Below are 25,730 nucleotides of genomic sequence, written 5' to 3'. Positions count from 1 at the left end.
TCCTAGTCCGCCGCCCGGGTCCGGTAGAGACGCCGCGCCCAGAGGTGGCCGGAGAGCCCGATCGCCCCGCACCAGCCGATGGCCAGGAGCACGTCCTCACCCTCGGGTGATCCGGCCAGCAGGCCGCGGAGGGCGTCCATGGCCGGTGTGAACGGCTGGTGACCGGCGAACCACCGCAGGCCGGTCGGCAGGGACTCGACCGGCACGAACCCGCTGCCCACGAACGGCAGCATGATGAAGATCATCGGCCAGTTGCTCGCGGTCTCCGGGTTCGGGCTGGCGAGCCCCAGCGCCACGGCGAACCAGGTGACCGCGAACGACAGCAGCGCGAGCAGACCGGCCAGCCCCGCCCACTGCGCCGGCGAGGCCGAGGTCCGCAGACCGAGCAGGAACGCCACACCGATGACCGTCGCGAGCGCCAGGGCGGTCTGGATCATCGCGCCGAGCACATGTCCGGTGAGCACCGAGACCCTGGCGATGGCCATGGTCCGGAACCGGTCGATGATCCCGCCCGTCATGTCGGCGGCGACCGATACCGCGGTGCTGATGGACACGCTCGCCACCGCCATCACCAGGATGCCCGGGGTGATGAACGTCAGGTAGCCGAGGCGGCCCTCCGCGGCGGTCCCGGGCGGCCGGGCCCCCATCGAGCCGCCGAAGACGTAGACGAACAGGAGCAGGAACAGCAACGGCAGGGCGGTCAGCATCAGCGTCTGTGAGGGGTAACGGACCATGTGGCGCAGATTGCGGCGCAGCATGGTCGCCGAGTCGCGGAGGGCATACGTCGCGCTGTTCATGCCGGCACCTCCTCGGTGGAGCGGTCGGTGAGGGCCAGGAACACGTCGTCCAGGTCCGCGGTGCGCACGGCGAGCCCGGTGACCGCGTCGTCGTCGAGTCCGGCGAGCAGCCTTCGCAGCGAGGTGAGGCTGCCGTCGTGCGGCAGGGTCACGGTGAGCGCCGCGGCGTTCGCGCTCGCTCCGGGGAACGTGCGCGCCAGTTCGGCCAGCCGCTCGGCGTCGGCGGCCCGGAGTTCCACATGACCGCCGGGGACCAGCCGCTTCAGCTCGGCCGCAGTGCCCTCCGCGGCCAGCCGGCCGCCGTCGAGGACACCGATCCTGTCGGCGAGCCGGTCGGCCTCCTCCAGGTACTGGGTGGTGAGGAAGACGGTGACGCCCTCGGCCACCGACTCCCGCACGATGTCCCACAGGTCACGGCGGCTGCGCGGATCGAGGCCCGTGGTCGGCTCGTCGAGGAAGACCAGCCGTGGCTCCGACACCAGCGTCATGGCCAGGTCCAGCCGCCGTCTCATGCCACCGGAGTACGTCGCCGCGCGCCGGTCGGCGGCATCGGCCAGGTGGAACCGCTCCAGCAGCCGTTCCACCACACCCCGGGCGCGGTACCGGTCGAGGTGGCCGAGGTCGGCCATCAGGCGCAGGTTCTCCCGACCGGTCAGCAGCGGGTCCACGGCGGAGAACTGCCCGGTCACCCCGATCGACGCGCGCACCCGGTCGGCCTCGCGGCGTACGTCGTACCCGGCGATCCGCGCCTCGCCGGCGTCCGCGGGGAGCAGCGTGGACAGAATCCGTACGGTGGTGGTCTTGCCGGCCCCGTTGGGTCCCAGCAGGGCGTAGACGGTGCCCGCGGGGACGGTCAGGTCGAGGCCGGCGATCACGTCGTGGCCGCCGTAGGACTTGCGCAGCCCGGTGACCTCGATCGCCCTGGTTCTCGTAGTCATGCCCGCCATGCTGGGAGGTTGCCCCTGCGTCAGGGTCAACCGCCGGGGTCACGAGGACGGCGCGGGAGTGCGGCGAACCCCCGCCCGTCACCCCCGGTTCAGCCGAACGCCTCGTTTGTTGAAGTGCCAACTGTGGGCATGTCTCTGCGTGTTGAGACGTGAGTGCACCCCCCACAGGAGGAACCCCATGCGCCGTCGACTTGCCGCTCTCGCCGTGAGTGCCGCCTCCCTGACCCTGGGGCTCGGCGTCGCCGCGGCGCCGGCGTCCGCCGTGCCCGCCGACAAGGCGCAGGTGCTGAGCCGCTGGACCCAGATTGACGTGGGCAGCTACAACGCCTGGGTCTCGGCCCGCGGCAACCAGGCGGCGTGGAGCGCGTACCGGTTCGACTGGTCCACCGACCACTGCTCCTCCTCGCCCGACAACCCCCTCGGCTTCCCGTTCAAGACGGCCTGCGCGCGGCACGACTTCGGCTACCGCAACTACAAGGAGGCCGGCACCTTCGACGCCAACAAGGCGCGGGTGGACAGTGCCTTCTACGCCGACCTCAAGAGGGTCTGCGCACAGTACGGCGGGGCCAAGAAGGCCACGTGCGACGGGACGGCCTGGACGTACTACCAGGCCGTCGACAAGCTCGGCCGCTCCGATCTGGTGGACCGCGGGGCCGCCGCCTGACCGGCCGGGCGGGGCGTCGGGGCGTGGCGGGACGAGGGCCGCACGGGGCGTCGACAGGCGTGCGTGCGGCGGCAGTTGGGGACCGGCCGCGAGCGATCATGTCTTGACCGATTCGGGAGTACGCGTCCAGCACCGCGGCAGACACCGGCGTCCTGGGCCGCACACCGGCGCGCCCGCGCCGCGAGCGGTCGAGGTCGCGGCGGACCACTGGCGGGCGGTGCGCGACAGGCTCGCCGAGGGCGACGCCTCACGTCCCGCCTTCGATCGGGCCATCCCCGCACCGGTCGCGCTCCACGGGGACGTCCGGCGCGCTGTCCTGGAGATCTCCTGCTTCGAGCAGGAGGGACGTCTCCTCGGCCTGGTCACGGGCGTCGGCACCATCGTCACCGCGCTCGGGATGATGATGGCGCCGCTCGGCGGGGTGTGGGCCGACATCGTCGACCGGCGGGCCCTGCTGATCGTCATCGACCTGGCGCGGTTCGTCGTTGTCGCGCTGATAGCCGTCGGCGTGATGACCGACTCGCCCAACCTGGTCTACGTCTACGTCTACGTCTACATCGCGGCCGCGGTGCTCGGCACGGGTGAGTCCGTCTACCTCGTTACCGCCCGGGCGTTCCTGCCCAAGGGCGTCCCCGCCGAGCGGCTGATCACGTCCAACGGCTGACCACGTCAACGGTTGGCTGCAGGCGGTGCAGGTGGTGCCCTGGGGCAGTGTCGGCCAGCCGCTGGGCGGTGTGCTGTCCGCGTTCGCCGCGGCGGCGCCGTTCATCCTCGACGGCGTCTCGTTCCCGCTCGGCGTCCTGCTGCTGTTCCCCCCGCTGCGGACGACGCGGACCGAGCCGGCCGGGCCGCGGACCGGCTGGTGGCGGATGATCCGCGAGGGCATGCGCCATCTGCGGGAGGACGGCCTGCTGATCCGGCCGGCGGCGATCCTCGGCACCCTCAACTTCTTCACCACGAGCCCCGGTGTGCTGACGGTCCTCTGCGTCGTTCAGTGGCTGGACCTCCCAGGCGGCGCCCACGGCTTCTTCCTCGCCGCGAACGCGCTCGGCGCGATCACCGCCGGCGTCGTCGCCCAGTTGCTGCCGGCCTCGTCGCTGATGCTGAAGGCGTCAGCGCCTGGGGTGCTCTTCGGCGCTGGAGGACGTGCCGGAGCAGGTGGTGGAGTTCGTGCGGCGGCACACGCCACGTCACTCCGCCCCGGTGGGCGGAACCCACGCCGAACTCTACGGTTCGCACGGGGTCGCCCAGCTGTTCAGAGAGGCTGGCGAGGTGCCGCGAGTACGTCCCCGAGTACCTTCTCGAGCGTGACGCGGGCCAGTTCGTGTCTCAGGGTCTTCTCGATGCCCTCGTAGATGCCCTGCATCGCCGGCTGGATGCCGTGACCCACCACGCATCCCTGGTCCGGGGTGGCACGGTGCATGGCGAACAGCGGGCCGGCCTCCACTGCCTCGTACACGTCGAGCAGGGTGATCGACTCCAGCTCGCGCGCCAGCGACCAGCCCGCGCCCACGCCCCGCCGGGACTCCACGAGCCCGGCCCTGCGCAGCTCGCCGAGCAGCCGTCTGATCACCACGGGGTTGGTGTTCGCGCTGGTCGCGATCTGCTCGGAGGTGGCGACCTCATGGCCCTGACGCTGGTAGAGACCGATCCAGGCCAGCGCATGGGCGGCGATGGTCAGCCTGCTGTTGGCGCTCATGATCCCTCCTCCGGTCGCAACGCCCCATGTTACGACGGCGCGGTCGCAACAGTGAAGGTTGCGACCGTGCGCTGTAACTATTACGGTTACGACAGTGGGGGAGAGGCGGTCGAACGGACCGTGAGCGAGTTGCGAACTCAAAGGAGTACAGGAATGGAAAGTAACGAAAAGACCGTCCGCGAGGCTTACCGGCTTGCGGAAGGGAACATTCTCGACGGTGACGGTTTCCTGGCCTTGTTCACCGAGGACGGCTCGTTCAACGACATGTCGACCTCGCAGAGTTTCCGCGGGAAGCAGATTCCTCAGGTGATCGCGGGCCTCGCCCACTCGTTCCCCGATGTGCACCGTGAGCTGCTTGAGGTACATGCGTTCGGTGATGTCGTCGCCGTGGAGTTGCGCATCCAGGGCACGCATCTCGGAGGGTTTCCGACTCCGGTCGGCGAGATCCCGCCGACCGGGAACCGGATCGACGTGCCGGCGGCGGACCTCTGGTACCTCCGTGACGGAAAGGTCGAAAGGTTCAATTGCTACAACTCGATGAGCGTGTGGCTTGAGCAGATCGGGGTCCACCCTGACTTCAAGTCCGCAGTCGAAGCCACCGGGGCGGCAGCCACGACGGCGTGACTCTGCCGGTCAGCGCCGAGTATGCGACAGGACACCTTCTTCTTCGGGCCGCATACCCGGCGCTGCTCCTTGAGCGAAGTCGTTGTTCGCACCCGGCCGCCGACACGACCCGGCAGGCCGACTCACCGGGTATCGGCAACCCTGGCCGAGGTACGCGGGGCCGGACTGCCCTTCCCCATGCCGCCAAGCCCTGCGCATCCGACGCTGACCGTGGACGAGTTCACCCCGCGCGCGGACCGCAGAGGGCTCGGCCTGCCATGAGTCCGTGACGATCACGAGAACCGGCGCGGAGGCCGGCGTGGGAGACGGCACCACCCGCGCCCCTTGCTCCGCCCTCGGGCGGGACGACGACTCCCAGCTCGACGCCTTGCGGGCCACGGCATCCCGAGGGACAGATGTGCAGCGCGAAGACCAGCACCCGCGTCCGCGGAGGGCCCAGCTCCTCCGGCTGCTGCAGACCGAGCACGATGACACCGCAGCTCGCGCCGACCACCTGCGCGAGCAGATCGAGCGGCTTGCCACCAACCCTGCCGGGACGGAGGCCCGCCTGGCCGAGCCCGCCGCCACCCGCGAAGTCATCGACGGCCTCACCCCTCCCGGCCACACAACAGCCCCCGCGCCGGCCGCCACTGCCACCGTCTACCAGCGCATCGCGACCGTGTTCACCAGCCACTCCGGAAAGGTGTTCCATGTCCGCGATCTGCACGAGCAGCACCTCGACCTGCCCACGGACGAGCCCTCGGTCAACGTCACCCGCTCCCGCCGGGATGACTGCCATCGGTCCGGCCTCAGCACTGCCCTGGCACTGACGTGGGCGAGCCGTCGGCCGGATGCCGGTCAGCTGACGGAGGCTGTCGGCACGGCGGCCGAACCATTCTCGTGGAGACATCGAGTCCGCCCGGTACCCGGGCGGGACCACGGGGAGCGGACCATGCCGTTCGTCACCACCGGCGACGGAGTCGAGATCTTCTGCAAGGGCCGGGGCTCGGGCCGACCGGTCATGTTCCACCACGGCTGGCCGCTGAGCTCGGACGACGGGGACGCCCGGTTGCTGTTCCTCGTCCCCCCGAGCAGCTGAACACCGAGGCGTCCTTCGCCGCCCCTGCGGAGTCAGCCCCGCCGAGTGCTCTCGTCGGGCCGTCGGCGCACGCGCCGGCTCGACCACGGCGGCGACCGGCAGGCCAACGCCGCCCTGCACCGCACCGTCTTCACCGGGCGCGCCCCGACCTGCGCACCCAGGCGCACGACGAACGCCGCACCCAGCCAGGGCAAGACCCGGCGTGAGGTCGTCCGACGCCCCCAGCGGTGTGCCGCCCGCGAGGTCCCCAGCCTGGTCGGACCGGTTCCCGGCACCCCTGCGTTGGAGGGGCGTCCGGGAGACGTGAGAGGGTGCGGGGCGTGAGTGAGACACCGCCGAACACCCTGCAATACCGCTTCGACGGGCCAGAAGACGCCCCGGTCCTGATCCTCGGAGCCTCACTGGGTACCACATGGCACATGTGGGACCGCCAGGTCCCCGAGCTGACCCGGCAGTGGCGGGTGTTCCGGTTCGACATGCCGGGACACGGCGGTGCGCCCGCGTACCCCTGTCCTTCCGTCGGCGAGCTGGCCGAGCGGCTGCTCGCCACGCTGGACGAGCTGGGCGTGCGCCGGTTCGGCTACGCGGGGTGCGCCTTCGGCGGCGCCATCGGCGCCGAGCTGGCGCTGCGGCACCCGGAGCGCGTCGCCTCGCTCGCGCTGATCGCCGCGTCGCCGCGGTTCGGCACCGCCGACGAGTTCCGCCAGCGCGGCGTCATCGTGCGGAGCAACGGCCTCGACCCCATCGCCCGCTCCGCCCCCGAGCGCTGGTTCACGCCCGGCTTCGCCGCCGCGCAGCCCGCGATCACCGACTGGGCCGTGCAGATGGTGCGCACCACCGACCCCGGGTGCTACATAGCCGCCTGCGAGGCCCTCGCCGCCTTCGACATCCGGGCCGAACTGGGCAGGATCGGCGTCCCCACCCTCGTGCTCGTGGGCTCGGAGGACCAGGTCACCGGGCAGGGCGAGGCGCGCACGCTCGTCGCGGGCATCCCCGACGCCCGGCTCGCCGTCGTACCGGGCGCCTCGCACCTGGCCCCCGTCGAGCAGCCCGCCGCCGTCACCGACCTCCTCGTACGCCACTTCTCCAGCGCCTGGCAGGACACCCAGACGGCGATCATCGCGCCGCCCGTCAAGCCCGTCATCGCCCCGCCGGCCGCCGCCCCCCTGGCCGCGATCGCCCCGGCGGAGCAGCCCGAGGCCGTGCCGGGCACCGGCAGGCCCGACCCGTACGATGCGGGCATCAAGGTCCGCCGCGAGGTGCTCGGCGACGCCCACGTGGACGGCGTCCTCGCCGCCGCCGACGACTTCTCCGGCGACTTCCAGGAGCTGATCACCCGCTACGCCTGGGGCGAGGTCTGGAACCGCCCCGGCCTCGACCGCCGCTCCCGCAGCTGCGTCACCCTCACCGCGCTCGTCGCGGGCGGTCACCTGGAGGAGCTGGCTTTCCACACCCGGGCCGCCCTGCGCAACGGCCTCACCCCGGCCGAGATCAAGGAAGTGCTGCTCCAGGCCGCCGTCTACTGCGGCGTCCCCGCGGCGAACTCCGCCTTCAGGGTCGCCCAGGCCGTGATCCGCGAGGAAACCACGCCGCAGGAGTAGCAGGATGGAGGGATGACCGGCATCACGAACCCCTCGGACCAGGACCGCTCGCCCGTGGACGGGCGGCGCATGACCCTCACGAAGAAGTCCCACGCGTGCGTGCGTCTCGAAAAGGACGGACGCACCCTGGTCATCGACCCGGGCGGCTTCAGCGAGGAGGACGCCGCGCTCGGCGCCGACGCCGTCCTGGTCACCCACGAGCACCCCGACCACTTCGACGAGGGCCGGCTCCGGGCCGGCCTGGAGGCGAACCCCGCCGCCGAGATCTGGACCCTGAAGGCGGTCGCCGACCAGATCTCGGCCGCCTTCCCCGGACGCGTCCACACCGTCGGGCACGGCGACACGTTCACGGCCGCCGGGTTCGACGTGCAGGTCCACGGAGAGCTGCACGCCGTGATCCACCCGGACATCCCCCGCATCACCAACGTCGGCTACCTCGTCGACGGCTCGGTCTTCCACCCCGGCGACGCCCTGACGGTCCCCGGGCAGCCGGTGGAGACGCTGATGCTGCCGGTCATGGCGCCCTGGAACAAGATCTCCGAGGTCATCGAGTACGTGCGGGAGGTCGGGCCGCGGCGCGCCTACGACATCCACGACGCGCTCCTCACCGACCTCGCCCGGCCGATCTACGACCACCAGATCGGGTCGCTCGGCGGCGCGGAGCACCTGCGCCTGACGCCGGGGGAGAGCACCGTCCTCTGACCGCGGCGGCGGACCGCGGGCCGCTGACTGTCAGTGGTGCCGGGTAGGTTGTGGGGCATGCGCATTGCGACCTGGAACGTGAACTCGATCACCGCTCGGCTGCCGAGGCTGCTCGCCTGGCTGGAGGCCACCGGCACGGATGTCGTGTGCATACAGGAGACCAAGACGACGGCCGAGCAGTTCCCCGCCGACGAGCTCCGCGAGCTGGGCTACGAGTCGGCGGTGAACGCGACGGGCCGGTGGAACGGCGTGGCGCTGGTCTCCCGGGTCGGCCTGGAGGACGTCGTCAAGGGCCTGCCGGGCGACCCCGGGTACGACGGGGTGCGGGAGCCCCGCGCCATCTCCGCGACCTGCGGCCCGGTCCGCCTCTGGTCGGTGTATGTGCCGAACGGCCGGGAGGTCGGCCACGCGCACTACGCCTACAAACTCCAGTGGTTCGAGGCCCTGAAGGCCGCCGTCGCCGGGGACGCGGGAGGCTCCCGCCCCTTCGCCGTCCTCGGCGACTACAACGTCGCGCCGACCGACGACGACGTCTGGGACCCCTCGCTCTTCGTGGACTCCACGCACGTCACCCCCGCCGAGCGCGCCGCCCTCGCCGACCTGCGCGGGACGGGCCTGACGGACGTCGTGCCGCGCCCGTTGAAGTACGACCACCCGTTCACCTACTGGGACTACCGCCAGCTCGGCTTCCCGAAGAACCGCGGCATGCGCATCGACCTGGTCTACGGCAACGAACCCTTCGCCAAGGCCGTCACCGACTCCTACGTGGACCGTGAGGAGCGCAAGGGCAAGGGCGCCTCCGACCACGCGCCCGTCGTGGTGGACCTGGACGTCTGAGGGCCACCCGGGGACCCCGGGCGGCCCGAGACGCTCAGGGCTCCAGTTTCCGCAGGTCGACGGAGTTCGCGAGCGCCGCGAGCCCCGCGTCCCCGGGGTGCAGGTGGTCCCCGCTGTCGTAGGCGGGCAGCATGCGCGCGGGGTGCGCGGGGTCGCGGAGCACCGCGTCGAAGTCGAGCACGGCGTCGAAGTCCCCGCCCTCGCGGATGTACGCGTTGACCGCCTCCCGCTGGGCGTCGGCCGCCGCCGTGCACAGGGACTCGCCCTCGCAGGGCGCGATCGTGGCGGCCACGACGTGCAGGTCACGGGCGTGGGCGCGGTCGGCGACCTTCCGCAGGCCCGCGATCACCTCGTCCGCGGAGGCGCCCCAGCGCACGTCGTTGACGCCCTCGAAGACGACGACCGTGCGCGCCGAGGTCTGGGCGAGGACGTCGCGGTCCAGGCGGTGCAGGGCGCTCACCCCGCCGGTGTCGGTGGAGACGCCGTCGCCGGGGTAGCGGTCGGCGACGACGCGGTTGGCGGAGATGCCGTGGTTGAGGACGCCGTAGCGCGGCACGTCGGACTGGTTCAGGAGGCGGGTCGCCAGGACGTTGGGCCAGCGCCGGTTGGCGCTCTGGGCCGAGCGGACGCCGTCCGTGATCGAGTCGCCGAGCAGCACCACCGAGCCGGGCCCGCCGCTCACGTCGACGCCGGTGAGCAGCGGCCATGTCGTGATCGTCGAGGAGTACGCCGCGGGGGAGCCGTCCGCGGCATGATCGCCGGGGGAACTGACGTACGAGCGCTGGATCGCCTGGCTGTGCACCGGGGCCGTCGTCACCTGCCCCGGCAGGTGGAAGCTGACCAGCAGATTGCTGTCGGCGGGGACGTCGAAGTCGAGCGGATCGCTGTACGCCTGGGCGCCCGCCGGGATCCCGGTGCCCGTCCGGCCGCCCCGGAAGGTCAGCCGCCGGGGCTCGCCCCTGGCCTCCGCCCCGGCCTCCTGCACCGCCACGGTCGCGCCGCCGATCCTCACCGGGGCCGCCGCGAAGGTGTTGTCGAGGCGGACGCGCACCCGCGGCCCGCCCGTGCTGGTGTGCACGACGAGCCGCACGGTCCGGTCGCTGTAGTCGCCGACCGCGGTGTACCCGGAGGTCGAAGCGGCCCAGCTGCCCGTCCACCCCTTGGCGGGCGACCGCACCGACAGGGCGAAGACGTGCAGGTCCGTGGCGCTCCTGTCACGCGGCAGGACCACCGAGGCGACCTCGCGCCCCCGGGCGAGCGGCACGGTCACCACGTACAGCCTGGCCTTCTCGGCGAGCTGTCCGCCGGGCGTGTTGATGTGCGGCAGGGCCACGGACTTCGTGGCGAGCGGGCCCGAGCGCCAGTCCGGCGCGGTGAGCCGGTAGCCGCCGCGCGAGCCGTCCCGGTAGCGGACCGTGCCGGTGCCGCTCGCCTCGCCGCCGGTCCCCGCGACCAGGAAGGCCAGGGCGTCCCCGCGCCCGCGCACCCGTACCGTCTGGCCGTCGGCGACCACGTTGTCCCGCTCGCCGGGGCCGCTGCGCGGAAGGGTCAGCTCCGCCCCGTCGACGCCGAGGGTGCGCCCCGGGGTCCAGCCCGCGGCCGCCAGGTCCCGCGCGGACAGCGAGGCGCCCGCCCCGTCGAAGTCCGCTTCGCCGGGACGGGCGTCGTCGCTGACCGCGCGGTTGTCGAAGAGCCGCTCCAGGGGGAGCGGCCGGGGTCTGTGCGGGGCCGCGGCCTCGGCGGCGGCCACGGGGACGATGCCGGTGAGGAGAACGGCCACGACGGCCGCTCCCCGGATACGTCGGCGCACGACGGACCCCTCCCGTTTCGGGTGGCCCCCGCCGTGGTGGCAGGCGCCCGGTGATGACGGATGCGCCATGAAGCTAAGGAGGCGTCGGAGGCGCGTCAACGCGTCGCGCGTGAACACGGCGCGAACTCACCTGTACGGGCCGGGTACCAGCCCCGACTCGTACGCGAGGATCACGAGCTGCACGCGGTCCCTGGCGTCGAGCTTGGCCAGGAGGCGGGTGAGATACGTCTTCGCGGTGGCGACGCTGAGGCAGAGCTCCTCGGCTATCTCCGTGTTGGACAGGCCGCGGCCCACCAGGGTCAGCACCTCGCGCTCGCGGTCGGTGATGCCCTCGACCGTCACCTCGCGCGGCGGCCCCGTCTCGGGGCGGCCCGCGAACTCCCTGATGAGCCTGCGGGTGACGCTCGGCGCGATCAGACCGTCCCCGGCGGCGACCACGCGGACCGCCGCGAGGATGTCGTCGAGGGCCATGTCCTTGACGAGGAACCCCGCGGCGCCCGCGCGCAGCGCCCCGTAGACGTAGTCGTCGTCGTCGAACGTGGTCAGGACGACGACGTGCGCGGGCGCCGGGCCCGTCGCGATGCGGCGGGTGGCCTCGATGCCGTCCATGCCGGGCATGCGGATGTCCATCACGACGACGTCGGGGAGCAGCTCCGCGCACCGCCGGACCGCCTCCTCGCCCGAGGACGCCTCGCCCACGACCTCGATGTCGGGGGCGTCGGTGATGACCATGGCCAGGGCCGCGCGGACCAGGGGCTGGTCGTCGACGAGCAGGACGCGCACCGTCATCGCGCACCCGCCGGGGCCGGCAGCGGCAGCCTGGCCGTCACGCGGAAGCCGCCCTCGGGGCGCGGCGCGGCGTGCAGTTCGCCGTGCAGGAGCGCCACGCGCTCACCCATGCCGACCAGCCCGTACCCCGGGCCGTGCGGCGGTACGGCCGTGCCGCGTCCCGCGTCCTCGACGCCGATGACGATCTCCTCTTCCCGGTACTCCACGGTCACGGCGCAGGACGCGGCGTCCGCGTGCCGCACCACGTTGGTGACGGCCTCCTGGACGATGCGGAACGCCGACAGGTCGATGTCAGGGGGCAGCGCCCGGGCCTCGCCCCGCCACCGCACGTCCACGCGGACCCCGGCTGCCGTCGTCGTCGCGGCGAGCCGGCCGAGGTCCGCGAGCCCGGCGGCGGGTCCGAGCGGTACCGCCTCGCGCCCGGCACCGGGGCCCCGGCCCGAGCCGTCCGGCGCCGTCCCGTCCGCGTCGCTCTCCCGCAGCGCCCCGAGGAGCCGCCGCAGCCCCGCCAGGGTCTCCCGCCCGGCCGTCTCCACCGCGACCATCGCCTCGCGCGCCCTGGCCGGCTGGGTCTCCGCGACCCGGGCCGCCGCGCCCGCCTGGAGCGCGATGATGCCGATGCTGTGCGCGACCGTGTCGTGCATCTCGCGGGCGATCCGCAGCCGCTCGGCGGTGACGGCCTGCGCCGTGGCCTGGGCGCCGAGCCGCTCGGTGTAGACGCGGGTGCGCCGCACCGAGTCGCCGGTCAGCCAGGCCACGGCGGCGAGCAGGCAGTACGCCTGCCACCCCGACCAGCTGCTCTCGGTGGAGTGGGGGAGCCGGAAGGGCAGCCCGAGGACCTGCCGCAGGACCGCGAAGCCGGGCAGGGCGCAGAGCGCGAGGGCACAGGCGGCGGCGCGCGCCCGTGCGCCCCGCGTGGCCACGACGAAGCCCAGGGCGATGTCCACGGCCACGTACTGGAGGAAGGTGACGGCGACCTCGCCGACCGCCGCCGTCGCCGCGTACGAGCAGGCGATCAGCAGCGTGAGGGCCGAGAGCGGCCTGCGCCGCAGCAGGCGGCCCGCGCAGAGCGCCCCGCCGACGGCGGCGGCGATGACCAGCCAGTCCCAGGGGGTGGGGCCGGGGAGCGCGCTCGTCGGCATCAGCGGGAGGCCGAGGTGGGCCCGGGCGGCGAAGGCCATGCCCAGGCACCAGGACGCGGCGGCCCACGTGCCGGGCGAGGCGTACGTGGCCAGGGGGAGCGGCGGCGATGCGGACATGCGGTGATCGTAGCCACCCCGTCACCGAGGGGCATCGGACCCGGGGTGTACAACCGGGGTCGACATCCGCCGCGCCAGGTGTCAGCGCCGGTCCGACGACCGGCGGAGCGGCGCACGGCAGCCTGGTCACCGTGATCGAAGTCCATGAACTGACGAAGCGCTACGGCACCACGACCGCGGTGCGCGGCCTCGGCTTCCGGGTGCGTCCGGGCCGGGTGACCGGCTTCCTGGGGCCGAACGGCGCCGGGAAGTCCACCACCCTGCGCCTGATCCTCGGCCTGCACGCGGCCACCAGCGGCCGGGTCACCGTCGGGGGCCGCCCGTTCCGGGACCGCCCGCGCGGCCTGCGGCACGTCGGCGCGCTGCTCGACGCGGGCGACGTGCACGGCGGCCACAGCGCGCGCACCCACCTCCGCATCCTGGCCCGGGGCAACGGCATCCCGTACGCGAGGGTCGACGACGTCCTCGCGGAGGTCGGCCTCGCGGAGGCGGCCCGCCGCCGCGCCGGCGGCTTCTCGCTCGGCATGCGCCAGCGCCTGGGCATCGCCGCCGCCCTGCTCGGCGACCCGCCCGTGCTGCTCTTCGACGAGCCGCTGAACGGCCTCGACCCGGAGGGGGTGCGCTGGGTCCGCGGCCTCTTCGGGCGCCTCGCGGCCGAGGGCAGGACCGTGTTCGTCTCCAGCCACCTCATGTCGGAGATGGAGCACACCGCCGACGACCTGGTGGTGATCGGCAGGGGCGAGCTGATCGCCGCGGAGAGCCTCGCCGCGTTCGCGGCCCGCGCGGGCCGCGGTGCCGTGACGGTGCGTACGCCGGACGCGGCCGTCCTGACGCCGTCACTGACCGCGGAGGGCGCCACGGTCGTGCCCGACGACGAGGGAAGGCTGCTGGTCAGCGGCCTCGACGCGGAGCGCGTCGGTGAACTGGCCCTGCGGCACCGGGTGTTGCTGCACGAGCTGACCACGACCACGCCCTCGCTGGAGGACGCCTTCATGGAACTGACCGCCCCCGACGTCGAGTACGCGGCGGGAGGGGACCGATGACCCCCGTCGCAAAAGCCGCGGCCCGCACGTCCCCCGCGGCGTCCCCGGGCTCCGGGGAACCGCGCCCCCGGTTCACCGACCTGCTCGCCGCCGAGTGGCTGAAGTTCCGCTCGCCGCGCTCGACCGCCTGGTCCCTGGCGGGCACCGTGCTCGCCGTGCTCGCCTTCAACGCGGGGACGGCGTACGACACGTACCGCTACTGGCGGGAGAACGACGCGGAAGGCCGCGCGCGCTTCGCCCGGGACGGGATCGCGCTCCAGGAGGCCTTCAACGGCAACGCGATGCTCGTCATGATGCTCGCGGCCGGGGCCGTCGGCGCCCTCGCGGTGGCGGGGGAGTACCGGACCGGGCTGATCCGCACGACGTTCACGGCCGTGCCCGCCCGGCGGTCCCTGGTCACCGCGAAGGTCCTGGTGGTCGCCGCGGCCACGGCCGCCACCGGCGCGGTCGCCGCGGGCCTGTCCTTCTGGCTGACGCAGACGATCCTGGACGGCCGCGGCCTCGGCGTCCCCATCGGCCACCCCGGCGCGTGGCGGCTCGTCGCCGCCTCCGCGCTGCTCGCGCCCGTCTCGGCGCTGACCGGCATGGCGCTCGGTGCCCTGCTGCGGCACGTCGGAGCCGCCCTGGTCGCCGTCTTCGCGCTGCTGCTCCTGCTGCCGGGGATGCTCGGCGACGACCGGCACTGGACGGCCGTCGCCGGCCACGCCACGCCGTACCAGGCATGGCTGCGCCTGGCCGAGGCCGGCGAGGCGACCGCACGCTACCCCTGGACGGCCGCGGGGGCCTGGCTCACCCTCGCCCTCTGGTCGCTCGCCGCGGCGGCCGTCACCGTGGGGACGGTGGACCGCCGCGACCTGTGAGGCACGCGGGTCAGGGCGCGGCCGGGGCCTCGGGGCCGTCCCCGGCGGCCACGCGGACCACCACGGCGTACGAGCCGCAGCCGAGCAGCAGGCGGCCGGGTATCCGGTCGCCGCGCGAGGTGTGCAGGGCGTCGAGGAGCCCTGTCGCCGGGTCGAACGTGATGTCGGCGAGTGTCCCCGCCGAGTCGCCCAGCTCGGTCAGCAGACGCTGACCGAGGAGCTTCTGGTCCCCCGCGGCGTCGGCCGCGGTGAAGCGGGCCGCCGACGACGTCGCGACGACGACCGCGTCGGGCCCCACCGCGTGCACGTCCTCCCAGGCGATGACATCGCCCCCGACCTTGGTGTCCTCCAGGCGGAGCGCGGTGATCCGGCCCGACTCCGGGTCGACGACGAGCCCGGCCACGGTGCCCACGCGCGAGGCGTCCGCCGAACTGACGACCGGCCGGCCCACGGTCTGACTGAGCAGCATCACGGCGTCCGCCCCTCTCCGACGGCGCCGGGGCCGCCCGTACCGCCGAGCCGCCTGCGCCGCACGGAGGCGGCGAGGCCCGTGAGGTCCCCGGCGATGTCCTCGGTGTCCCGCGCGGGGACCATCAGCGTGTCGCCCGTCATGGCGGGGTGGCCGCCGAGCGCCAGGAAGACGGTGGCCTCGTGGTGGCCGAGCGCCTCGGTGGACGACATCTCGACGCCGACCACGGCGCCCTCCGCGCCCGCCTCGACGACCACGTCGCGCACGGTGCCGACCTGCACCCCGAGGTCGGTCAGCACGCGGGCCCCGCGCACCAGGCCGCCGGACGCCTCCTCCCAGCCGGCGACGGCCGCCTTGTTCTCAAGGGCCTCCTCGGAGGCGATCATCACGGCGTCGGCGCCGAGCGCGTGCACCCCCGCCCACGGCAGGCTCTTGCGCAGCGGCCCGGAGAACAGGCCGCGCCCCGCGAGCGTGAACCCGGCGATCCTGCCGTTCGTCCCGTCCAGCACGACGTCCTTGACCTGGCCGACGGCCTCACCGCCGAGCGTGACGACCGGGCGCCCGGTCAGCCCCGCGGCCGGCATCAACTCCCTCACCGGGTCTCCTTTGCCCAGCTCATGTCTCATCGCGCGCCCCCTCGCCCGGAGCGCCTGCCGCGCCGCACCACGATGACCCCGCCGCGCCGCCGCCGCGCCTGCACGCCGAGCACGACGGCCGCCAGCAGACCCACCACGGCGATCACGGCAACGCACCACACCCACCACGCCATCCGTCCACCTCCCGGATCGAGCACCTGACAGTCATACGTACCCGCGTACGGGTCCTTCAGCGCCCCCGGGCCGCCTACCAGCGCGGGTGATCCGCCCGATTCCGTGATCGACTGATGCCAGGTACATTCTTGGACATACGGATGGGCGGGCCTTCGGATCGGCGGACGGGTGAGGGTGCGCGCCCGGCCGCGCACCCGGCGGGTGTCATCGACGGAGAGGCCGACCATGAACATCCCGTTCCTCGACAGGTGGCGCAGGCGGCACGCGGGGGCCGAGCCGGCGGGCGCGGGGCTCGCGGGCGCGTTCGAGGCCGACCCCGACGGCGTGGCCGCGCTCCTCGCCGAGTGCGAACTGCTCCGGTCCCAGGCGGCGGTGGCGGGCCTGGAGCTCGACGACACCCCCGCGTCGCTCGCGGCCCTCGACCAGCTCCTGCCGCGCTGGCGCGACGACCCGGAGCTGCTGCCCTGGCTCGGCAACGACGCGGGGCTCTACCTCGGCTCGGTCGTGGTGCGGACGGTGCCGGGCGCCACCTGGCACGTCTGGCCCGGCGGCAGCGCCGTCGTGCGGCTCGCCTCGGGGCGCGAGATCGCGGTCGTCGAGGCGGGGCTCGACTGGGCGGTCCACGGGGCGCCGGAGCTGTCCCAGGTCTACGCCGAGGCCTCGGAGGCCTGAGCACCTCTGCCCCTGATTGCCGCAAATACGGTTAATGCCCCTGCATGCGTGTCGTCCAGTTAGTCCCGTTTTGACGTGGATAGTTTGCGCGGACGTACACAGCAGAAAGTGGGCAGGTCTTGCCATGGCCGTCGATCCGTTGATCGAGCTGCGTGATGTGAACAAGTACTACGGTGAGCTGCATGTCCTTCAGGACATCGACCTCACCGTCGGCAAGGGGGAGGTGGTCGTCGTCATCGGCCCTTCGGGGTCGGGCAAGTCGACGCTCTGCAGGACGATCAACCGGCTTGAGACCGTGCAGTCCGGCGAGATCCGGCTGGACGGGCAGCCGCTGCCCGCGGAGGGCAAGGCGCTCGCACGGCTCAGGACCGAAGTGGGCATGGTCTTCCAGTCCTTCAACCTCTTCGCCCACAAGACCGTGCTCCAGAACGTGTCCCTGGCGCAGATCAAGGTGCGCGGCCGCAAGAAGGACGAGGCGGACAAGCGCTCCCGCGAACTCCTCGAACGGGTGGGGCTCGCCGCGCACGCCGAGAAGTACCCGGCCCAGCTCTCCGGCGGCCAGCAGCAGCGCGTGGCCATCGCCCGCGCCCTGGCCATGGACCCCAAGGCACTGCTCTTCGACGAGCCGACCTCGGCACTCGACCCGGAGATGATCAACGAGGTCCTCGAAGTCATGCGGCAGCTCGCCCGGGAGGGCATGACGATGGTCGTCGTCACCCACGAGATGGGCTTCGCCCGCTCCGCCGCCAACCGCGTGGTCTTCATGGCCGAAGGACGCATCGTCGAGGACCGGTCCCCCGAGGACTTCTTCACCCACCCGGAGAGCGAGCGCGCCAAGGACTTCCTCTCCAAGATCCTCAAGCACTGAGGGGGCGACGTGCTGCTGACACGACCCACCGCGCCCGCGATCCGGCTGCTCGCGGCCCTCGTCCTGACCGCGCTCGCCTCCGCCGCCTGCGGCAAGGAAGGCAGCCCGCCGACCAAGGGCCCGGCGCGCGACGAGCTGCCGGAGTACTCCGTCGCGAAGGACTTCCGGCTCCCGCAGTCCGGGACCTGGAAGAAGGCCAGGAGCCGCGGCCACTTCGTCGTCGGGGCCAAGGAGGACCAGCCCTACCTCGGCGAGAAGGACCCGGCGTCGGGCACCTACTCCGGCTTCGACATCGAGATCGCCAGGATGGTCTCGGCCTCGCTCGGCCTCGACCCCCGGCGCGTCGAGTTCAGGACCATCGCGTCCGCCAACCGCGAGACCGCCCTGCAGAACGGGCAGATCGACTACTACGTGGGCACCTACACCATCAACGACAACCGCAAGAAGCTCGTCGGGTTCGCCGGCCCCTACTACATGGCGGGCCAGGGCCTCCTCGTCCGCTCCGACGAGAAGGACATCGAGGGCCCCGGGGACCTGGCGGGCAGACGCGTCTGCTCGGCGGCCGGGTCCACCCCGTACCAGCGCGTCCGGAAGGACTACCCGAAGGCCACCCTCGTCGCCTACGACACCTACTCGATCTGCGTCGACAACCTGCTGACCTACCAGGTCGACGCCGTCACCACCGACGACGCGATCCTGATCGGCTACGCCGCCAAGGTGCCCGAGGAGCTGAAGGTCGCCGGCAAGCCCTTCTCGCGGGAGCCGTACGGGATCGGGGTGCCCAGGGGCGACGACGCGCTGCGCCTGGCCATCGACGACGCCCTCGCCGCCGGCGAGAAGAACGGCGACTGGAAGAAGGCCTATGACGCCACGCTCGGCCTCTCCGGAGTGCCCGCGCCGCAACCGCCCGCCATCGACCGCTACCCGGCGAGCTGAGGAGGCGTCGTGGACGTACTGACAGACAACTTCTCCACGTTCGGCGAAGGGTTCCTCGGCACGGTCGAACTCACCGTCCTCGCCTCCCTCCTCGCGCTCGTGCTCGGCTTCCTCGTGGCCTCCTTCCGGGTCGCGCCCGTCGGCTCCTTCCGGGCCTTCGGCACGGCGTGGGTGACCGTCCTGCGCAACACCCCGCTCACGCTGCTCTTCTTCGCCGTGCTGCTGGGCCTGCCGCGCTTCGGGCTCGTGCTGCCGTTCGAGGTGTTCGCGGTGCTCGCCCTCGGCTGCTACACCTCCGCCTTCATCTGCGAGGCCCTCAGATCCGGCATCAACACCGTGCCCAAGGGGCAGGGCGAGGCGGCCCGCAGCCTCGGCATGACCTTCGGTCAGACCCTGTCGGCGGTGGTGCTCCCGCAGGCCTTCCGCTCGGTCGTCGCACCGGTCGGCTCCAACCTGATCGCGCTGGCCAAGAACTCCGCGATCGCCGGCGCGTTCAGCGTCACCGAACTGCTCGGCACCTACAAGACGCTCAACGAACTGGGCTACGACATCATCTGGACCTTCGTCTGGATCGCCCTCGGCTACCTCATCGTCACCCTGGCCATCAGTGCCGTCTTCAATGTCCTGGAAAAGCGCTGGGGAGTCGCACGATGAAGGCCGTCTCCCACGATTCCACCGCCCTGTACGACATCCCCGGCCCCAGGACCGTGCGCAGGCACCGGCTCTACGGGGTGGTCTCCACCCTCGTCCTGCTCGCGCTCGTCGCCTGGCTGCTCTACCTGCTCTTCGACACCGAGCAGTTCACCGCCACCAAGTGGACGCCCTTCGAGTACAAGGGCATCCAGGAACTGCTGCTCAGGGGCCTCGGCAACACGCTCAAGGCGTTCGCCATCTCCGCCGTCCTCGCGCTCGCCCTCGGCGGACTGCTCGCCATGGGGCGGCTCTCGGACCACCGCCCGGTGCGCTGGGTGGCCACGCTCGTCGTCGAGTTCTTCCGCGCGATGCCGGTACTGGTGATGATCTTCTTCGTCTTCGTGGCGCTGAAGGTCCAGCCGCTGCCCGCGCTCGTCACCGGACTCACGCTCTACAACGGCTCGGTGCTCGCCGAGGTCTTCCGCTCCGGCGTCAACTCCGTGGAGCACGGGCAGAAGGAGGCCGCCTACGCGTTGGGCATGCGCAAGTCCCAGGTCATGAGCCATGTGCTCGTGCCCCAGGCCGTGCGCGCCATGCTGCCCGCCATCATCAGCCAGTTGGTGGTCGCCCTCAAGGACACCTCGCTCGGCTTTCTGATCACCTACGAGGAGTTCCTCCACGCCGGGAAGCTGATCGCGTCGAATCTCGACTACGATTTGCCCTTCATCCCCGTGGTCATGGTGATCTCACCGATCTACATCGGGATGTGCATGTTGCTGTCATGGTTCGCCCAATGGGTGTCCAAGCGTCAGCGGCGCAATCCGAAGACCGAGGCCGCGGAAGTAGCACCGGCCGAACCAGGAACGCTGCTGCCGAAGGGGGTCCCCCCGGATCACTGAGATCTGGGGGGAGCAGTAGCTCGCAGGGCCATGCCCGGCCGGCGGCAGCCGGAGATCACTGCTCGCGCAGGGGAACGGACACGTAGGACGGGTCCGCCTCCGGCGAGGAGAAGGTCAGCTGCGCGCCGGACGGGTTGTGCTCGATGTAGAGCGGGTCGACCGTGTCGACGACCAGGGCGAGCTTGTGGCCCGCCGGTACGTCGTAGGCCGTGGAGAACAGCTCCAGGTCGACGCCGAACGGCTTGCCCGGCGTCTTGCCGTGGAAGGTGTACGGCGCGTTGCTGACCAGCTTGCCGAGGCCGAGCGGCCCCACGTCGTAGAGGTAGGCGACGAGGGTGCCGCTCTCCTTGGTGCTCGACAGGGTCGTGTGCAGCTTCGCCGTGCCGCGCACCCGCTGCGCGGTGGTGTACCGCTCGGACTCCCAGACGCCGGTGTGGCGGCGCGGGAGCAGCGGCACCGAGGTCATCGGCGGGATCTTCAGGAACTGGTCCAGGGCGTTGGAGAGGATCGCGGTGCCGCCGTTGGCGCCGGAGTCGACGTTGGCGCGGATCGTGGTGGAGCCCGCCATGGCGATCTTCTCGCGGGTGGGGCCGACCGACTTCCAGTCCGGGTAGCCCTCGTAGCCGCCGTCCGACCGGCTCTTGAGCCGGACCGGCTGCTCCTTGTCGATGCCGTTGGCCTCGCCCTTGAGGTAGTGGTCGAACCACCGGCGGGTCGACGTCCAGGTGTCGTTGGGCAGGCCGAGGAGGCCGGTCGCCTCGGCGGTCGCGTGGTCGCCGGGGCGGAACTCCAGGCGCTTGGGTCCCGTCAGGCGCTCGTAGAACTCGGCGTACTGGTTGGGCGGGAAGAGCGAGTCGCCCCAGGCGTTGCCGAGCATGATGGCGGCGCCGTTGCCGTTGATCTCGTCGAGGTGGGTCGTGGGGGACCGCTCGGCGCCCCAGGCGATCATCTCGTCCTCCTTGTCCAGGTTCGACGCGAGGAAGTTTTTCAGCGTCTGCCGGAGTTCGGCGCTCGGCCGGCCGGTGACGGCGCCGAGCCCGCCGAGCAGCGCGGCGGCCTGGACGTGCTGGGTGCGGCCGCTGTAGATCGAGTCGATCAGGTCGGCCCAGCCGCTGAGCGCGGCCACGGCCTTGACGCGCTTGTCGTGCCCGGCGGCGAGCAGACTGATGCCCGCACCGTACGAGACGCCCGCCATGCCCACCTTCGCCGGGTCGGCCGGGGTGTTCTCCAGCGTCCAGTCGATGACCTTGGAGGCGTCGGCGACGTCCTCGGGGCCCGCGGTCTCGATCTCGCCGCCGGACTGCCAGAAGCCGCGCGAGTTGTAGCTGACCACCACGTAGCCGGAGTCGGCGAGCCGCTGGGCCTGGGCGACGTACTCGATCTGCGGCATGCCCCAGCTGGTGGGCAGCACGATGGAGGGGTACTTCGCGCCCTGCCTGGCGCCCTTCGGCGTGAAGACGTTCGCCTTCAGGACCGTGCCGCCGTCGCCGGGGATGTCGACGAAGCGCACGGCGGCGGAGCCCGCGGTGGGCGGCGCGGCGGCCGGAACCGCCCGCGCCACGGGCGCGAGGCCGAAGGCGGCGCCGGCGACGAGAGTCGCCGATACGGTTCCCACGGCGGTGGTGCGCAGGGCGGGGTGCGGCAGTCCCACGGGTCACTCCTCGGTCGGACGGTGCAAAGTGACCTGACGGTAACCGCGAGGGCTTACCAGCGGTAACCCGTCGGTAAGTTACGCCCCGGTAACGATTGGTGGGCGGTGGACCGGGGCGAACCCCGGTGGCACCTCAGTGCAGGGCGCTCCTGGACCGCCACTCCGGCCAGGACAGATTCCACTCGCCGTAGCCGTTGCCCGGGGCGGGGGCGCCCTTCGAGCCGCTGCCGACGATCTCGAAGGGGTCGCCGGGGCGGACCTGGCCGTAGAGCCAGCCCGCGTCGCCGTCGCTCATGCCGACACAGCCGGAGCTGCGGTTGGCGCTGCCGAAGTAGCGGGCGTTCCACGGGGCGGCGTGCGCGTACATGCCCGACCACGTCAGGCGCATGGAGTGGTCGACCATCTTGTCGTAGCTGTCGCCGCCGGTGAGGCCGACCGTCTCGGAGCGCATGTTGACCGTGCCCTCCTTCGCCATCAGGACGGAGGTACCGCCCCAGGAGGCCTTCTGGCCGCCGGGGGTGCCCGCGGAGACCGGGAGCGTCCTGACCCAGACGCCCTCCCGCACCAGCGTCGCCGTCCTGCTGTCCAGGTCCACCCTGACGATCTGGCTCCTGCCGACCGTGAACCTCGTGGAGTAGTCGCGCACGAACCAGCCGCCGGTGCCGGAGTCGACGCCGTTGAGCCGTGCGTCGAGACGCACCTTCGTGCCGGACCTCCAGTACCTCCTCGGGCGCCAGTCGACGCGGTCCCTGCCGTCGTAGTTCCTGATCCAGCCCCAGGAGCCCGCCGTGTGGTCCGAGGTCGTCACCTTGAGCTGCCTCTCGACCGCGGCCTTGTTCCCCACCGGGTGGTCGAAGGTGATCGACAGGGGCTGGGCGATGCCCACGGTGCTGCGCGCGGCCGGGGCGAGGGTCACCTTGTTGACCCGGTCGGGCTCGGCCGTCGCGAAGAACGCCCCGGCCCTGCCGCCCTCCTCGGTGACCGCCCGCACCCTGTACGCGGTGCCGGGCGCCGCCCTGCGCCCGGAGGTCCAGGAGCTGCCGTCCGCGGCGACCCTGCCGGGCAGCCTCTCCCCCTTGCCGTCGGTGACGGCCACCCGCTCCAGCGTGCCCTCGGCCAGCCGCACCTTCACCGGGCCGCCCGCCCTCGCGTCCCGGCCCGTGAGGTTCACGGAGATCTCCGGCTCCCCGCCGGAGCCCGAGCAGGCGCTCAGGGCGGCGGCGAGGACGGCGAGGCCCGCGGCGGCCGCGAGGGTGCGCATGGGGACTCCATGGAGAGAGCGCGGCGGACGCCGACGGTTGTCTGATGTGCGGAAGATGACCGCCACGTCACCTTAGGACCCCGGATGGTCCCGAACCGCGATGACGCGCCGTCACTTCGCGCGATGGGAGGTGCGGGCCGACGGCACGGGGAGCGGCGTCCGGGCGGCGCGCGTCACGTCCGCGACCAGCTCCACCACGTCGGGTCCGTACGCCTGGGAGTTGACGACCTTCAGGAGCAGCACGAAGGCGTTGGCGCCGTACTTGCGGGCGAGCTTCTCGTGGTGGCGGGCGAGGTGCCGGGCGGCGGCCTGGCTGGCGACCGCGCGCTGGCCGCAGAAGAGGAACACCGGCCTCGTCTCCTGCCCGCGGTCGACGGTGAGCCGCGCGAGGAGCACGTACTCGGTGAGGCCCGCCTCCAGGCGGTAGCGGTCCGGGCCGACCTGGAACGCCCCGCGGTCCGGTATCGGCTCCGGTTCGGTGTTCACCCGGACGCCCGGCAGCAGCGAGTGCATGTGCGCGGCCATGCGGCGATTGGCCACCGGGCTTCCCACGCAGAACTCCGTGCGCTCGCCGAAGCTCTGCTGGGCCGCGTCATGGGCGACGATCTGCGCGTGGGCCCCGCACTCCCTGATCACCCCGGCGAGCTCGATGAGCGCCGACACGTCGTGACGGACCACGCTCTGCTCGGGTCCGTTCGCGTCGCGGTTGACGACGAGCAGCGACTCCGCGTTCTCGGGCAGCCCGAAGAAGGCCTGCTCGCGGCGGAGCCGGTGCTTGGACAGCCGGCTCCGGGCGAGCCAGCCGAGCACGGCACTGACGCCGGCCGCGATCAGGCCGAGGACGATGATGCGCACGTCTCCAGTCATGGGGGCGCATGCTAGCGGCACGCCGAAACTCTGCTCGGGTCGGTCCTTACGCGATCGGGGGCGCGAAGTTACGCTGCGCGGACGGCTGTTGACAGGAGGTACGAATGCGTCGCGCTGTCGTACGTAATCTGACGCTATGGGCGGTCGGAGGGGTATTGGTGTCGGTGGGTGCCGCCGCGCCCCCTTCGGCTACGCGCTCAGCGGAACCGGCCCCGGCGGCCGGTACGCCCGTCCAGAAGGTGCCGGTCGCCGTCGGCCACGGCGGGGCGGTCGCCAGTGTCGACGCGGACGCGTCGGCCGCCGGCATCGAGATTTTGCGGAAGGGCGGCAACGCCGTCGACGCCGCGGTCGCCACGGCCGCCGCGCTCGGCGTCACAGAGCCGTACTCGGCGGGCGTGGGCGGTGGCGGGTACTTCGTCCACTACGACGCGAAGACCCGCCGGGTCAGCACCATCGACGGCCGCGAGACGGCCCCCCGCACCGCCGACTCCAAGCTCTTCCTGGAGAACGGCAAGCCGATCCCCTTCGCCGACGCGGTCACCAGCGGCCTGGGCGTGGGCACGCCCGGCACGCCCGCCACCTGGCAGTCGGCGCTCGACAAGTGGGGCAGCAAACGGCTCGGCACGCTCCTGAAGCCCGCCGAGCGCCTGGCACGTGACGGCTTCACCGTCGACGCGACCTTCCGCTCGCAGACCGCGTCGAACCAGAAGCGGTTCGCCGACTTCCCCGCGACGGCCGAGCTGTTCCTGCCGGGCGGCGAGCTCCCGAAGGTCGGCTCGACCCTGAAGAACCCCGACCTGGCCCGCACGTACGCGGAGCTGGGCCGCAAGGGTGTCGGCGCGCTGTACCGCGGCAAGCTCGCCGAGGACATCGTCCGCACCGTCAACGAACCGCCCGTCGACCCGGACTCCGGCCGCGAGGTCCGCCCCGGCGACCTCTCCCTCAAGGACCTCGCCGGGTACGCGGTGAAGGGCCAGAAGCCCACGAAGACCTCCTACCGCGGCCTCGACGTGTACTCCATGGCGCCCTCCTCGTCGGGCGGCACCACGGTCGGCGAGGCCCTCAACATCCTGGAGCGCACCGACCTCTCCAGGGCCTCACAGGCCAGGTACCTGCACCGCTACATCGAGGCGAGCCGCATCGCCTTCGCCGACCGGGGCCGCTGGGTGGGCGACCCCGCCTTCGAGGACGTCCCGGCCAAGGAGCTGCTCTCCCAGCGGTACGCGGACACGCGCGCGTGCCTCATCAAGGACGACGCCGTGCTCAGGAGCCCGCTCGCGCCCGGCGACCCGCGCCGCCCCAAGGCGTGCGCCGCGGGGGACGAGGCGGCGCCGACGACGTACGAGGGTGAGAACACCACGCACCTCACGGCGGCCGACAAGTGGGGCAACGTCGTCGCCTACACCCTCACCATCGAGCAGACCGGCGGCAGCGGCATCACCGTGCCGGGCCGCGGCTTCCTGCTCAACAACGAGCTGACGGACTTCTCCTTCGCCCCGGCGAACCCGGCGGTCCACGACCCGAACCTGCCGGGGCCCGGCAAGCGCCCGCGCTCCTCGATCGCGCCGACGATCGTCCTGAAGGACGGCAAGCCCGTGGTGGCGCTCGGCTCACCCGGCGGCGCGACCATCATCACCACCGTCCTGCAGACCCTGACCGGCTTCGTCGACCGCGGGCTGCCGCTGGTCGAAGCGATCGCGGCGCCCCGCGCGAGCCAGCGCAACGCCGCGCAGACCGAGCTGGAACCGGGCCTCTGGGACAGCCCGCTGAGGGCGGCCCTGGAGAAGATCGGGCACTCCTTCAAGCGCACGCCCGAGATCGGGGCGGCGACCGGCGTCCAGCGCCTCCCCGGCGGCAGGTGGCTCGCCGCGGCCGAGAAGGAGCGCAGGGGCGGCGGCTCCGCCATGGTGGTGCGGCCCGAGAAGTGAGACACGGCCGGGGGCCGGGCCGCGCCGGGCCCGGCCCCCGGCGGGCCTCCGGGGCGGGCCGGTCTG

General features: G+C 72.5%; 27 protein-coding genes and 1 pseudogene. 15 read left to right on the top strand and 13 right to left on the bottom strand.

Annotation, left to right across the window (positions count from 1 at the left end):
• Positions 1–2: 2 nt before the first annotated feature.
• A complete protein-coding gene (locus tag AB0I16_RS23905) occupies positions 3–797 on the bottom strand; it encodes an ABC transporter permease (protein WP_363251543.1) in 795 nt (264 codons plus the stop codon).
• On the bottom strand, positions 794–1,735 hold the full coding sequence (locus AB0I16_RS23900; RefSeq protein WP_363251542.1) for an ATP-binding cassette domain-containing protein: 942 nt from the start codon (positions 1,733–1,735) through the stop codon (positions 794–796). Before AB0I16_RS23900 ends, AB0I16_RS23905 begins: the two co-directional genes overlap by 4 nt.
• Before the next feature lie 187 nt (positions 1,736–1,922).
• Here AB0I16_RS23900 and AB0I16_RS23895 point away from each other — a divergent pair, with 187 nt between their 5' ends.
• Positions 1,923–2,408 carry a phospholipase gene (locus AB0I16_RS23895; protein WP_363251541.1) on the top strand — a complete coding sequence of 162 codons (486 nt, stop codon included), beginning with the start codon at positions 1,923–1,925 and terminating at the stop codon, positions 2,406–2,408.
• A gap of 103 nt (positions 2,409–2,511) precedes the next feature.
• Positions 2,512–3,072, top strand: a complete 561-nt coding sequence (locus tag AB0I16_RS23890) for a hypothetical protein (RefSeq protein WP_363251540.1) — start codon at positions 2,512–2,514, stop codon at positions 3,070–3,072.
• Here AB0I16_RS23890 and AB0I16_RS23885 read toward each other — a convergent pair.
• The gene (locus tag AB0I16_RS23885; RefSeq protein WP_363251539.1) at positions 3,056–3,430 is read right to left on the bottom strand and encodes a hypothetical protein; all 375 of its coding nucleotides are present in this window, start codon (positions 3,428–3,430) and stop codon (positions 3,056–3,058) included. The two genes, AB0I16_RS23890 and AB0I16_RS23885, sit on opposite strands and share 17 nt — an antisense overlap.
• A 233-nt stretch (positions 3,431–3,663) precedes the next feature.
• Positions 3,664–4,107: an Rrf2 family transcriptional regulator gene (locus AB0I16_RS23880; protein WP_363251538.1), complete on the bottom strand. Its 444-nt coding sequence runs from the start codon at positions 4,105–4,107 to the stop codon at positions 3,664–3,666.
• Between the two features lie 153 nt (positions 4,108–4,260).
• Between AB0I16_RS23880 and AB0I16_RS23875 the strand changes: the two genes are divergently transcribed.
• From AB0I16_RS23875 to AB0I16_RS23855, 5 genes and pseudogenes are all read left to right on the top strand, one after another.
• Complete coding sequence (locus AB0I16_RS23875) at positions 4,261–4,731, top strand: nuclear transport factor 2 family protein (RefSeq protein ID WP_363251537.1); 471 nt, start codon at positions 4,261–4,263, stop codon at positions 4,729–4,731.
• 931 nt (positions 4,732–5,662) lie between these two features.
• Positions 5,663–5,794 (top strand): annotated as a pseudogene (locus AB0I16_RS23870) (alpha/beta hydrolase); the annotation flags it as partial.
• A gap of 335 nt (positions 5,795–6,129) precedes the next feature.
• On the top strand, positions 6,130–7,410 hold the full coding sequence (pcaC, locus tag AB0I16_RS23865) for a 4-carboxymuconolactone decarboxylase (RefSeq protein WP_363251536.1): 1,281 nt from the start codon (positions 6,130–6,132) through the stop codon (positions 7,408–7,410).
• A 69-nt stretch (positions 7,411–7,479) separates the two neighbouring features.
• Entirely contained in the window at positions 7,480–8,112 is a 633-nt protein-coding gene (locus tag AB0I16_RS23860; protein WP_363251568.1) for an MBL fold metallo-hydrolase, read from the top strand.
• 57 nt (positions 8,113–8,169) lie between these two features.
• Entirely contained in the window at positions 8,170–8,949 is a 780-nt protein-coding gene (locus AB0I16_RS23855) for an exodeoxyribonuclease III (protein ID WP_363251535.1), read from the top strand.
• Between the two features lie 34 nt (positions 8,950–8,983).
• Here AB0I16_RS23855 and AB0I16_RS23850 read toward each other — a convergent pair whose 3' ends face one another.
• Genes AB0I16_RS23850 through AB0I16_RS23840 form a run of 3 tightly spaced genes read right to left on the bottom strand, consistent with a single transcriptional unit; the run spans position 8,984 to position 12,807 of the window.
• Positions 8,984–10,828 carry an SGNH/GDSL hydrolase family protein gene (locus tag AB0I16_RS23850; protein WP_363251534.1) on the bottom strand — a complete coding sequence of 615 codons (1,845 nt, stop codon included), beginning with the start codon at positions 10,826–10,828 and terminating at the stop codon, positions 8,984–8,986.
• A gap of 57 nt (positions 10,829–10,885) precedes the next feature.
• On the bottom strand, positions 10,886–11,548 hold the full coding sequence (locus AB0I16_RS23845) for a response regulator transcription factor (protein ID WP_363251533.1): 663 nt from the start codon (positions 11,546–11,548) through the stop codon (positions 10,886–10,888).
• Entirely contained in the window at positions 11,545–12,807 is a 1,263-nt protein-coding gene (locus tag AB0I16_RS23840; RefSeq protein WP_363251532.1) for a sensor histidine kinase, read from the bottom strand. The genes AB0I16_RS23845 and AB0I16_RS23840 overlap by 4 nt, the downstream gene beginning before the upstream one ends.
• A 131-nt stretch (positions 12,808–12,938) precedes the next feature.
• On the opposite strand from AB0I16_RS23840, the gene AB0I16_RS23835 reads away from it, so the two are divergent.
• Together AB0I16_RS23835 and AB0I16_RS23830 are read left to right on the top strand one after the other, a co-directional pair.
• Entirely contained in the window at positions 12,939–13,850 is a 912-nt protein-coding gene (locus AB0I16_RS23835) for an ATP-binding cassette domain-containing protein (protein WP_363251531.1), read from the top strand.
• The gene (locus AB0I16_RS23830) at positions 13,847–14,710 is read left to right on the top strand and encodes an ABC transporter permease (RefSeq protein WP_363251530.1); all 864 of its coding nucleotides are present in this window, start codon (positions 13,847–13,849) and stop codon (positions 14,708–14,710) included. Before AB0I16_RS23835 ends, AB0I16_RS23830 begins: the two co-directional genes overlap by 4 nt.
• Positions 14,711–14,720: 10 nt before the next feature.
• On the opposite strand, the gene AB0I16_RS23825 is transcribed toward AB0I16_RS23830, so the two are convergent.
• Genes AB0I16_RS23825 through AB0I16_RS23815 form a run of 3 tightly spaced genes read right to left on the bottom strand, consistent with a single transcriptional unit; the run spans position 14,721 to position 16,182 of the window.
• Positions 14,721–15,179 carry a PRC-barrel domain-containing protein gene (locus AB0I16_RS23825; RefSeq protein ID WP_363251529.1) on the bottom strand — a complete coding sequence of 153 codons (459 nt, stop codon included), beginning with the start codon at positions 15,177–15,179 and terminating at the stop codon, positions 14,721–14,723.
• On the bottom strand, positions 15,179–15,775 hold the full coding sequence (locus AB0I16_RS23820) for a PRC-barrel domain-containing protein (RefSeq protein ID WP_363251528.1): 597 nt from the start codon (positions 15,773–15,775) through the stop codon (positions 15,179–15,181). The genes AB0I16_RS23825 and AB0I16_RS23820 overlap by 1 nt, the downstream gene beginning before the upstream one ends.
• 26 nt (positions 15,776–15,801) lie before the next feature.
• Positions 15,802–16,182: a hypothetical protein gene (locus AB0I16_RS23815; RefSeq protein ID WP_363251527.1), complete on the bottom strand. Its 381-nt coding sequence runs from the start codon at positions 16,180–16,182 to the stop codon at positions 15,802–15,804.
• Between AB0I16_RS23815 and AB0I16_RS23810 the strand changes: the two genes are divergently transcribed.
• The 5 genes from AB0I16_RS23810 to AB0I16_RS23790 all read left to right on the top strand — a co-directional run bounded on the left by AB0I16_RS23810 (position 16,175) and on the right by AB0I16_RS23790 (position 19,957).
• Positions 16,175–16,621, top strand: coding sequence for a DUF6278 family protein (locus AB0I16_RS23810; RefSeq protein ID WP_363251526.1), 447 nt, complete (start codon positions 16,175–16,177; stop codon positions 16,619–16,621). The genes AB0I16_RS23815 and AB0I16_RS23810 overlap by 8 nt on opposite strands.
• 124 nt (positions 16,622–16,745) lie before the next feature.
• The gene (locus AB0I16_RS23805; protein ID WP_363251525.1) at positions 16,746–17,489 is read left to right on the top strand and encodes an amino acid ABC transporter ATP-binding protein; all 744 of its coding nucleotides are present in this window, start codon (positions 16,746–16,748) and stop codon (positions 17,487–17,489) included.
• 12 nt (positions 17,490–17,501) lie between these two features.
• Positions 17,502–18,425: a glutamate ABC transporter substrate-binding protein gene (locus AB0I16_RS23800; RefSeq protein WP_363251567.1), complete on the top strand. Its 924-nt coding sequence runs from the start codon at positions 17,502–17,504 to the stop codon at positions 18,423–18,425.
• A 9-nt stretch (positions 18,426–18,434) separates the two neighbouring features.
• Positions 18,435–19,079, top strand: a complete 645-nt coding sequence (locus tag AB0I16_RS23795; protein WP_363251524.1) for an amino acid ABC transporter permease — start codon at positions 18,435–18,437, stop codon at positions 19,077–19,079.
• Complete coding sequence (locus AB0I16_RS23790; protein ID WP_363251523.1) at positions 19,076–19,957, top strand: amino acid ABC transporter permease; 882 nt, start codon at positions 19,076–19,078, stop codon at positions 19,955–19,957. Before AB0I16_RS23795 ends, AB0I16_RS23790 begins: the two co-directional genes overlap by 4 nt.
• A 55-nt stretch (positions 19,958–20,012) precedes the next feature.
• On the opposite strand, the gene AB0I16_RS23785 is transcribed toward AB0I16_RS23790, so the two are convergent.
• The 3 genes from AB0I16_RS23785 to AB0I16_RS23775 form a co-directional block, all read right to left on the bottom strand.
• Positions 20,013–21,608, bottom strand: coding sequence for a CocE/NonD family hydrolase (locus AB0I16_RS23785; protein ID WP_363251522.1), 1,596 nt, complete (start codon positions 21,606–21,608; stop codon positions 20,013–20,015).
• Positions 21,609–21,741: 133 nt separating this feature from the next.
• The gene (locus AB0I16_RS23780; protein WP_363251521.1) at positions 21,742–22,869 is read right to left on the bottom strand and encodes an Ig-like domain-containing protein; all 1,128 of its coding nucleotides are present in this window, start codon (positions 22,867–22,869) and stop codon (positions 21,742–21,744) included.
• A gap of 111 nt (positions 22,870–22,980) precedes the next feature.
• Positions 22,981–23,736 (bottom strand): hypothetical protein, encoded by a 756-nt coding sequence (locus AB0I16_RS23775; RefSeq protein WP_363251520.1) that lies wholly within the window; start codon positions 23,734–23,736, stop codon positions 22,981–22,983.
• 104 nt (positions 23,737–23,840) lie between these two features.
• Between AB0I16_RS23775 and ggt the strand changes: the two genes are divergently transcribed.
• On the top strand, positions 23,841–25,664 hold the full coding sequence (gene ggt / locus AB0I16_RS23770; protein WP_363251519.1) for a gamma-glutamyltransferase: 1,824 nt from the start codon (positions 23,841–23,843) through the stop codon (positions 25,662–25,664).
• Positions 25,665–25,730 lie beyond the last annotated feature (66 nt).

Origin of the sequence: Streptomyces sp. NPDC050703, assembly GCF_040654435.1 — a bacterium.
Taxonomy (GTDB): Bacteria; Actinomycetota; Actinomycetes; order Streptomycetales; family Streptomycetaceae; genus Streptomyces.
Note: the sequence above shows the minus strand (reverse complement) of the source record. Positions and strands in the feature narration are given on the sequence as shown.